Here is a 10109-nt window from a genome sequence, read left to right as displayed (position 1 = left end):
CCAGGACCAGTCGCTGGTGTCGAGGATCGCCATCGCCCCGAACTGCTTCTCGGCACCCAGGCTGAGGTCGTGGACCCCGCCGAAAACTCCGGAGAACGGCATGTGGTGGTGCCCGTGCGCCTGCATCCTCGGGTTCACGGCCTGTGCGATCCGGGACAGGAACCAGCGGTTCCGGTCACCCTCCAGGTCGTCGGTGTCGAGCCGACGGAACCGCTGGCGGGCGCGTTCATCGCTCAGCGCCTGGAAGGTCTCGGTCGTTGTCTCGTGGGTGACGAGGATGTCCACCGGCCTTGAATCCCCCGAGGCCATATCGAGGGCTCGGCCCACCTGGGCGTGGGTGATGTTCTCGGCCGGCCACCAGTCCCTGCCGGTGGTGCGCACCGGGGCGCCGCGGTCGTCGAAGCGGTCCACGGAGGACGCTCCCCCGAAGAACATCAGTTCGGCTCCGGCGAGGTTCGCCCGGGAGCCACGCGGCATGTAGGTGACGTTGCCTGAGACCTGGACCGGGGCGGCGGCGTCCGGGTCAATCAGGTCGAAGTTCTCGTGGTTGCCGTCGATGAACCGGTAGTCGATGAGATCGGGATCCGTGTTCCGGGGGCAGGCGTGGCGCAGTGCGCGTTGCATCATGGCGATGTCCCGGTCGCTGTTGTACATCCAGAAGTCCCCGACCTGGACGATGGTCGTGCAGCCACGGTGGAGCGCCACTGCAGCGGTGTACTCGAATGCCGACCGGTTACCGTGCAGGTCGCCGATGAAGGCGATGAGGGTCGGGCTCTGGGTGGCCTGGACCATACACCGAGCCTACTCCGGTTCGGGCCTGATCGGCAGAGTGGTTTTCGGTTCAACGAGGTGAGGGCCGAATATACCTGCGGGGGTAGCCAGGGTGTGCCGCAAGTGTGGTTTCGTACCGGATACTGATGACCATGAAAGCCTCGCGCACAACCCTCGCCCTGGTCCTCGCCACCACGGCGGCGTTCGTCGTGGCCTGCTCCGGGGAGGCCGCCGCCCCTTCCCCGACGACCACATCCGCCGGCTCCGGCTCGGCAGGCAGCGAGCAGTCTGCCGAAAGCCTGCTCGCCACCGCCTGTTCGCAGGTAATCAACGACCGTTCCGCCGCTGACCTGCCGGAGGATTTCGGTGCGACCGCAGAGCTCTCCCGGCCGTTGGTGACCGGGGACGCCGTTTCCGACGACGTGGTCGCCGCTGCGGTCGATGCCCTCCAGTTGCGGATCGACGACCGGACGAAGGCACTGGACGCGCTGGCGGAACCGGCGTCCGCCGTGGACGGACTCGACGGGTGGACGTCGGCCTGGCAGGAGACCATCGACGTCTGGAACAACCAGGTCACCGCACTGGACTCCGGCGATGTGGTCACCATGAAGGACGCCTTCCTCGGCGCCGACGGCCCGCGGGGCGCCGAGTTCCCGGAGGATGTCCAGGCCAGGATGGGTTCCGGGGACTGTGCACAGGTCTTCACCCTGGTCCCGCCCGAGGATCCGGACACCGGGCTGTACCGGGAGGCGGCGTCCGTCTGCACGACGATCCTGGAGCGTCGCTTCGTCGCGGACTACGGGCAGGACACCGAGCTTCTCTTCACCGAGGTCACCCGGCCGGTGGTCACCCGAGAGGACCTGTCCGAGTTCTCCACCGAGGTCTCCGAGGCGGCCGCCCGGGTCGCGGCGAAGAAGCGCCGCACCGCCGAGGAGCTGCGTGAGCTGAGCCCCACGGTCTCCACTGCTCTGGACGACTGGACGGTGGCCACCGACGGACTGACCGCAGACGCAGACCGGGCGCAGGACCGGGCCGACGCAGTGGCCTCCGGGGATACCAACCGCATCATCGACGCCTTCTCCCCTGCACCCCGGCCCGAGGATCCTGAACTGTCGGCGCTGGAAGGAATCTGGAACCTCGGGCTGAAGGACCGCGACTGTGGACGGTTGTTCGCGTAACTAACTGAGAGCTCGCGTCGGCATCCTTGCGTTCGCGAATCGTCAACGACTGACTTCCGGAGGCGGATGACGAGATCATGGAAGACAGAGCCGATGCAGTCGCGGCTCACAGCGCAGCGCGCATCCAGGCCTCCTCCGACCGCGAACGAGACGGGGAGAATTCGACGATTGAAGCACCTGCCATGTTCCGAGAGCTCGACCTCGATGACCGGGACTGCGAACTCCGGTTCCGGTGAAGTGCAAAGAGGGAGAACCCAATGCGACCTCGCACCCTGAACCTCAAGCCGACTATGGTTATTTACTGTGATTCACAAGAACAGCGGACTTCGCTTCGCCATCGTTGATGTAGAGGCCACCGGCTTCTCACGAAACGACCGGATCCTAGAGATCGCGGTGGTCCACGCCGACCCAGACGGGACCGTGACCGGGCGCTGGAGCACCCTGCTCAACCCGGGAAGGCACATCCCGAACTCGGACATTCACGGGATCACCGCAGGGGACATCACCGGAGCTCCCCGTTTCGCCGACATTGCCGCGGAACTCGCCGAGCAGCTCACCGGGCGGATCTTTGTCGCGCACAACGTCCCCTTTGACTCCCGCATGATTGCTGCCGAGTTTTCACGCATAGGAGTCAGCGGGCACCCGTTCGACGGCGCTTCACTGTGCACGCTGTCGCTCACCGGACAGCTGCTACCCACCGCCGGCCGTGGTCTGTCGACAGCACTTGCCGCTGTCGGCATTACCAACTCTCACGCTCACGCCGCGCTGGGTGATGCCGAGGCCACGGCCGATCTGCTCCACCATTTCCTCACCTGTTTTCCGAACGACCTCGCCATCGATCTGGCGTACCTGTCCCCGGTCGAGCTTCCGGTGGCTGACATCGCCGCCCTCTCCGGGGGTGCGAGGGCGGCACTTCACAACCGGACCGACGCTACACAGACGAATGACGGGACCTGGCTCAACCGGGTTGCCTCCGGCCTTCCGATAGTCGGCGAGGATGACGCGGATGCCTACCTCGATCTGCTGACCACGGCGATGCTGGACCGACAACTGTCGGTCCACGAGATCGACGCACTCACAGCCTGTGCCGCCGACCTCGGTCTCGGTCGGGAACAGGTCCGCGACTTGCACACTAGTTTCCTTCGTCAGCTGGCGGTCCTCGCCTGGGCGGACGGTATCGTCACCCCCGAAGAACGCGACGAGCTGTACTTCATCGCCGGCGCGCTGGACGTGCCGGCCTCAGAGGTGTCACGTCTGCTTGAGGCACCTGCCACCGAAGGTGACGCCGTCCCGGTCTCCGGTCTTCATCTCGCACCCGGTGACCGAGTGACCTTCACCGGTGAGACCGAGATTCCCCGGACCGTGTGGGAGTCCCGGGCCACCGCTGCAGGGCTCGATGTCGGCGGTGTCACCAAGAAGTCCGTTCTGCTCGTCGCCGCCGATCCGGATTCTTTCAGTCGGAAAGCGGAGAAGGCCCGCAACCTCGGAGTACCTGTGGTCTCCGAGACCGGGTTCGCGCGTCTGCTCGGCGAGCTCGAGAACCCAAGTGAACAACCCTCACCCCGGCCCGAACCAAAGCCATCACCAGAGCCTTCACCTCAGACCGCACGCAGGAAAGAGCCCCGCAGAATGTCCTCCACCTCACTGTTCAACCAGGTCGACCTGGAGATCGGCAATCTGACGATCAGTCTGTACTACATGGGCGTCACCAACCACGCGCTTGCTCACAACCGGATCCCGGTCGTACGGTTCATCGAGTTCGCCCTCGATGACAGTGCCACGGAACCATCCCCTGCCGGTGAGCTCACGATCTCCGCTGTCGTCGACGGAGAACCGCTCTTCTCCAGTGGAGTCATCCCAGTTCCGTCTTTGGAGCCCGGCACAGGTTCGCACACCGAACCGCACGATGCCACCAGGGTCGCGGTCGCGAAGACCCTGGAGTCCACCGAAGCACGGACAGGTGACATGACCGTCCTCGTAACGGTCGGTGATCACACCGTCGAACAGTCCGTGGACCTGGACGTCCTCGCGCCGGATGAGTGGTTCAACTCCCCGCTCTACTACCAGTCACTCGCCGCGTGGGTGCAGCCAAACTCTCCGGCGGTGACCCCTGTTCTAGCCACGGTGTCTGACCTCCTACGCGAGCACACCGGAGACGGTTCCGTCAGCGGGAACCAGGGCGGGCCGGAACGCACGATCGAGATCGCCGGAGCGGTATTCGAGGCCCTGCGGTCCATGGATATCCGCTACATCAATCCTCCGGCGTCCTTCGAGTACACCGGTCAGCGCGTCCGGACCTCAGGCCGGGTTCTTACCGACCGGCTGGGCACCTGTATCGACCTCTCGCTGGCCTACGCAGCAGTCGCTGAGCAGTGCGGCCTGCTGCCCGTGGTGATCATGCTGCCGGGACATGCGATGACCGGTGTCCTCCTGTCCGATGATCCGCTTCCTTCCCCGACGATCACGGAACCAACCGTGATCAACAACTACATCCGTAGCGGTCGATTGATGCCGATCGACGCGGTCTTCTACGACTCCTCCGTGTCTTTCCGTTCCGTTGTGGAACGGACCCGTGCCCAGCTCAAGGACACCTCCATCAACGGGCTAATCGACATCCACGCCGCACACCGTGACGGAATGAAGCCCTTCTCCGACGGGACCGCGGGCTCGCCGGTCGCCGCGGTCTTCCCCACGGAAGAGGATGCACCCACCACGGCAGATTCCTGGGTTATGCCAGATACCGGTACCGCTTCTGTCGAGGATGGCTCAGGCAGTTTCCGTGACATCAACGATCCTGCTCCTTTCCGCGTTCAGAAGTGGAAGCGTGAACTTCTCGACCTCTCGCTGCGCAACCGACTGCTGAATATGCGGTCGGGCCCTGAAGTCCTCGACTTCCGACTCGCGCCGGGAAGCCTCGCGGAACTCGACGACCAGATCCACGCCGGTCAGAAGATCGCTGTCCACCCGATCGACGATGTCTCCGACAACCGTCGGCTCCAGGGGATCCACCGCGTCACCGATCTACCGTCCGAGCAGGTCGCCGCAGAACTCACGGACCGCCACCGGATCTACGCCGATCTCACGGACGCCAGGTACGCGTCCTGGTTCCAAAAACTCAACCGGTCGGTACGTACCTACACCGAGGAGACCGGCTCTTCGAACCTGTACCTCACCCTCGGCGCGATGATCCACGAGAACACCGCGGGAAAGCCGGCGCTGGCGCCCCTGTTCCTTATCCCGGTGAAGATCGTCGGCGGCAGGGGAAACGCCCGCTTCCAGATCCAGGTGGACACCACCACCGAAGCGACACCGAACCACTGTCTCGTGGAGTGGCTGCACCAGGTCCACAACGTCACCATCGATGCGCTGGCCCGACCGAAGCTCGATGCCTCCGGGCTCGACATCGCCCACGCCATGTCCGCTATCTCTGCCGCGCTCATCGAGGCCGAGCTTCCTTACACCGTCGTCGAGTACTCCCGGCTGATCATTGCGAAGTTCTCCACCTACGGGATATGGAAGGACCTCCGGGACAACTGGGAGACCTTCATGGAGGCACCGGTGTTCCGTCACCTCGCGACCAAGGCCGGTGCCGCATTCACCGACCCGGTCTCGCTGACCACCGGGGTCTCGGCGAAGGATGTCGTCGCCCGCGAGGATGAACTCGCTCTGCCGGTGTCCGCCGACGGCGCCCAGTTGCAGGCCGTCACTGCCGCGGCCGAGGGATACAGCTTCGTGCTTGAGGGCCCGCCCGGTACCGGCAAGTCCCAGACGATCACGAACCTCATCGCCCACTGCATGGCCCAGGGCAAGAAGGTCCTCTTCGTCGCCGAGAAGCAGGCTGCACTGGACGTGGTGCGCGACAGGCTGTCCCGGGTCGGTCTCGCTCCGTTCACCCTGGACCTCCACGGCACCGAGCAGAAGCCGGCTGCGATCCGTCAGCAGCTCAAGGAGTCCGTCGATGCCGAGGTGCACTATGACATGCACCTTTGGGACAATGCGGTCGCCAACCTCCGCTCCCGGCTGGCGCCTCTGGCGGAATACCCTGGCCAGATCCACGACCGTAATGGTGCCGGACACTCTCTGTGGACCGCGGTATCTGCCCTGACCTCGATGGACGACGGCCCTGTCGCTCCGGTACCGGAGAAAGTCGTTGCCGCCCCAACCATGCCGGTGGACGCGATGCAGTCCCAGGTTTCCCGGCTCTCCACCCAGGCTCAGGTCACTGACTTCCCGTCGATCCCCCGGTGGTCGCTCGTCGGCCCCAACCCCAAGAGTGAGAAGATCGTCTTGTCCGCTCACTCCCGGCTAGAAGAGACCCGCGCGGTCCTGGAAGCCGTTCCTGAAATCAAGGTGCTGCTGGAGGATGGGGACGTTCCGGCGCTGGTCGAACAGCTCCGCTCGGTGGAGGCGATCCCGGAAGACAGTCGGCTGACGCCGGATGACTGCGCACGCCTCGCCCATTCCGAAGAGCGGTTGAAGTCACTGGCCGCCGAAGTCGACCGGCTCAAGGGAGACTTCGCCGACGTGTCGGCCATGTTCTCGGCGTCCTTCATTCGATCAGGGGATCCGGCACCTGTGTTGGAGGCGTTGGAGGCGACGAAGAAGGGCATGTTCGGCAAGAAGAAGAAGTTGGACGCCTATCGTTCCGCGCTCGCCGTCGCCGTTCCGCCGTCCGTGACTGCTATTGACGTGGAGACGGTGTACGCACCGGAGCGTGTTGAGCCCCAATTGCTGCGGCTGCCCCAGCTGCGGGCCGTCGCCGGAGACATCGCCCAGAAGATCGCTGCCATTCCCGGCGCGGAATCCCTCGCTGGCCGCTCCCCTGCGGATCCCAACCTTCCGGCGAACCTCTGGCAGTGCGGAGATGATCTCGGTAAGGCCATCAAGGATTCGTCCCGTGCTCCGGAATTGCTGCAGCTGACAACCCGTATGCAATCTCAGGGGCTCGATGCGCCTCTGTCGGATACGCTCTCCGACATCGAGGACGCCTGGGTGTCCTGGTGCAGTGCTCTGGACGCGACCGCGGAATCGGTGGCGCACTGGGTGACAACTCGAGGAGCAGCCACCCGGGTTGAGGCGTGGCTCTCCTGCGCCGAAGAATGGAACGACGATCTCAAGGCCACTGGCGATCTGCTGATCACCCGCGCCGTCCAGTGGGAGTACATGGCGCGTCCGCTGCGAGGTGCTGGATTGGCTGCTTTCGTCGCACAGGTCGAGGAGGGGCAGATCGAGCCCCGTGACCTGGATATGGCGCTGCGACGTGGTCTGGCGGAGGCTTCCGTGTCCGAGCGCAGCCAGCGATTCAACCTGCGGTCGTTCCACCGGACGCTTCGTGAATCTGAGCTGAAGGAACTTAGCACGGCCATTACCAAGGTGCAGCAGGAGGCAACCCGTGCCCTTCCTGCCCGACTACTGGCCCAGCGCCCCTTCACCCAGGGCCGGCTGGACGGTCGTGCAGCACTGCTGCGTCGCCAATTGGACGCCAAGCGCAACGCGAAGTCTTTCCGCACCCTGCTGGGTGAGTTCGGTGAAGAGATTCTATCGGTCGCTCCATGTTTCTTCGTCTCGCCCGCTTCGCTGGCAACTTTCGTCGATCCGAAGGCCGTCACCTTCGATCTCGTCATCTTCGATGAGGCGTCCCAGGTGACAGTGGATCAGGCGATGGGTGCGCTGGGCCGTGCCCGCGCGGCAGTCATCGTCGGCGACAGCAAGCAGATGCCTCCTACCCGGATCGGTAAGACGACACTCGGCAACAGCGATGATCTTCCCGAGGAGACTGCCGACGGTGAGGCCGCGGACGCGATGTCTGCCCTCGACGACCTGGAATCCATCCTCTCCGAGGCAGTCGAGTCTGGGCTGCCGCAGCTGTGGCTGTCGTGGCACTACCGCAGTCAGGATGAGTCCCTCATCGCGTTCTCCAATGAGCGGTACTACGAAGGACACCTGTCCAGTCTCCCCTCTCCCGGCGGAGTTCCGGGGGCAGGCGTTTCCTTGGTCCGGGTGGACGGTCAGTTCATCCGCAAGGCAGATGTGAAGGCAGGTCTCGGCACCCTGGGAACCAATCCCGTCGAAGCGCAGGCCATCGTCGATTCTGTGGTCAGGCGGGTCAATGATCCCCTGACGAAGGACGAGTCGATCGGTGTGGTGACCTTCAATGTGCCGCAGCGCGACCATATCCTCGATCTGTTGGAGGAATGCGGTGATCCACTGGTGGCCCGCAGGCTGGTTCCCGGTCCGGAGGGCATCTTCGTGAAAAACCTGGAGAATGTGCAGGGCGATGAGCGCGACGTGATCCTGTTCTCCACGGCATTCTCGAAGCAGTCGGATGGGCGTCCGATGCCCATGAACTTTGGTCCGCTGTCCAGGAAGGGCGGTGAACGTCGACTGAATGTGGCGGTCACACGGGCCCGTAAGGAGGTTGAGCTTTTCTGTTCCTTCGCTCCGACGGAAATCGACCTGAACCGAACCACGTCTGCCGGACTCCGGGACCTTCGCGGCTATCTCGAGGCGGCGATCGAGCACGCCAGCCCTGTTGCGGCACGACGGGGTGTCGCCGTGAATACGAATACCCTGCGTGACGATCTTGCCGTTGCATTGCGGCAGCGGGGTTGGGTTGTGGAGACGGATTATGGTCTGTCCTCCTACACGCTCGACTTGGTGGTACGCCCGGCCGACGATGAGCGGTGGCACGCTGCGGTACTCACGGACAGTGACCGGTGGGCGGGGATGGATACGGTGGCTGACCGTGATCTCACGCCAGGTCTACTCGGCAAGCTCATGCACTGGGCAGGAACGGTGCGGGTGTGGCTGCCGGAGTGGATCGAGGACCGGGACGCGGTCATCGACCGGGTGGAAGCCGAGATCCGCGCCGCCGGCGAGAAGATTGCGGAACAGGATGCCGCCCGTGCGAAGGTTCTCGAGGAGGCGGAACGTGCGCTTGCAGAGGAACGCGAGCGCATCGCTGCTGAGGAGAAGGCGGAGGAGGAAGCTCGGGAGCAAGCTCTGACCGAGCTCGGTGAAGGCGCTGATCCGTCCGCTGCAGACGACGGAGACGTCGACGCCGCCGAGATCGAGGACATCGTCGACGATTTGCTCGGTCGGTCTTCCGACGAAGAACTGGAGGAGGCCCCGGTTCAGTGGTCCGACGAGGAGGCTGCCGCAGAGACTGCCGTTGATTCGGTTCCGGCTCCTTCCAATCCGTTCGAGGCCCCGGCGATGGCGGGTCGGGCGAATCCGTTTGCCCAGCCGGCAGAAAACAACACTGTCAACCACCATGAAGCCGACGACGAAGCCGCAGTCGAGCCAGCGGAACCCTCCGTTCCGGTACGCTCGGTGTCCACGGCCACTCCCTCAGCTGTGCCGGCTACACCAACCCCGTCGACTGGTCGTCATTCACGCGAGGAGGAGACTGCCACGTCACGAATGGGTACCGGCGCTGGTCCGCTGCCCACTGAGTTGCCGTATGTGCCACTGCAGGACAAAGCCGCGCTCGGTGAGCGGGAGGAATTGGAAGCAGGGTTTTCTACGACCCGTATTGCGGAGCTGCGCGAGGATGTCGCCGTGATGATCGCGGATTCCGGGCCGGTACGCCTCGGTCGCTTACGCACGGCGATTGCCAAGAGGTTCGGGCGCCAGAAGACTTCGAAGCTGATTAACGTGACTATCGACAAGCTCATTCCTCAAGAGCTTGTCCATGAAGAATCCGCAGACACCAGTTTCGTCTGGCTATCCGCTGAAGGGCCTGAAGCCTGGAACCACGTACGCCGCTCGGAGGGACGAAACTTGCCGGATATCTCGCTGCGTGAGATCTCCTGTGCTGCCAGACTTGTGTTGAACCGATCGCCTGAACTGGCGGAGCTGACGCCGGAATCCCGGGAGAAGCTGCACCGGGCAGTGCTCGGTACATTCAACATCGGTCGATTGACAGGACAGGCGAAAGATCGGATCAACCAGGCACTGGACCTGTTGTAGCGAGTAGCAACCTCAAGTACCCGAACCAGAGCTCCGCCGCCCAGGCGGCGTTACATCCAGAGATTCTCCAGAACTGCCACCGCCCCTTGATCACCCCGGTGGCGGAACCGTGCACGCACCTTTCGCCGTGGAGCTTCCGGTGCCAGTCCAAGGGCCGTGGATACGGACGCATAGTCTTCTGGCCTTCCC

The 10109-nt window shown here is 64.1% G+C and carries 3 protein-coding genes; 2 read left to right on the top strand and 1 reads right to left on the bottom strand.

Annotated elements, in window-relative coordinates:
- Nucleotides 1–792 (bottom strand): metallophosphoesterase (locus tag ACTXPP_RS13670; RefSeq protein ID WP_443342621.1); only part of this gene is annotated, 792 nt, incomplete at its 3' end.
- Nucleotides 793–923: 131 nt separating this feature from the next.
- Here ACTXPP_RS13670 and ACTXPP_RS13665 point away from each other — a divergent pair.
- A complete protein-coding gene (locus ACTXPP_RS13665) occupies nt 924–1949 on the top strand; it encodes a hypothetical protein (RefSeq protein ID WP_443342619.1) in 1026 nt (341 codons plus the stop codon).
- Nucleotides 1950–2252: 303 nt separating this feature from the next.
- Nucleotides 2253–9920 (top strand): DUF4011 domain-containing protein, encoded by a 7668-nt coding sequence (locus ACTXPP_RS13660; protein WP_443342617.1) that lies wholly within the window; start codon nt 2253–2255, stop codon nt 9918–9920.
- Nucleotides 9921–10109 lie beyond the last annotated feature (189 nt).

It is taken from the genome of Candidatus Corynebacterium faecigallinarum (assembly GCF_052264515.1).
GTDB classification, from domain to species: Bacteria; Actinomycetota; Actinomycetes; order Mycobacteriales; family Mycobacteriaceae; genus Corynebacterium; species Corynebacterium faecigallinarum.
This window is presented reverse-complemented; position numbering and strand designations above follow the sequence as displayed.

Coding starts and splice junctions, on each gene's coding strand:
- ACTXPP_RS13665 (WP_443342619.1), top strand. CDS start 924: ATGAAAGCCTCGCGCACAACCCTCGCCCTGGTCCTCGCCACCACGGCG.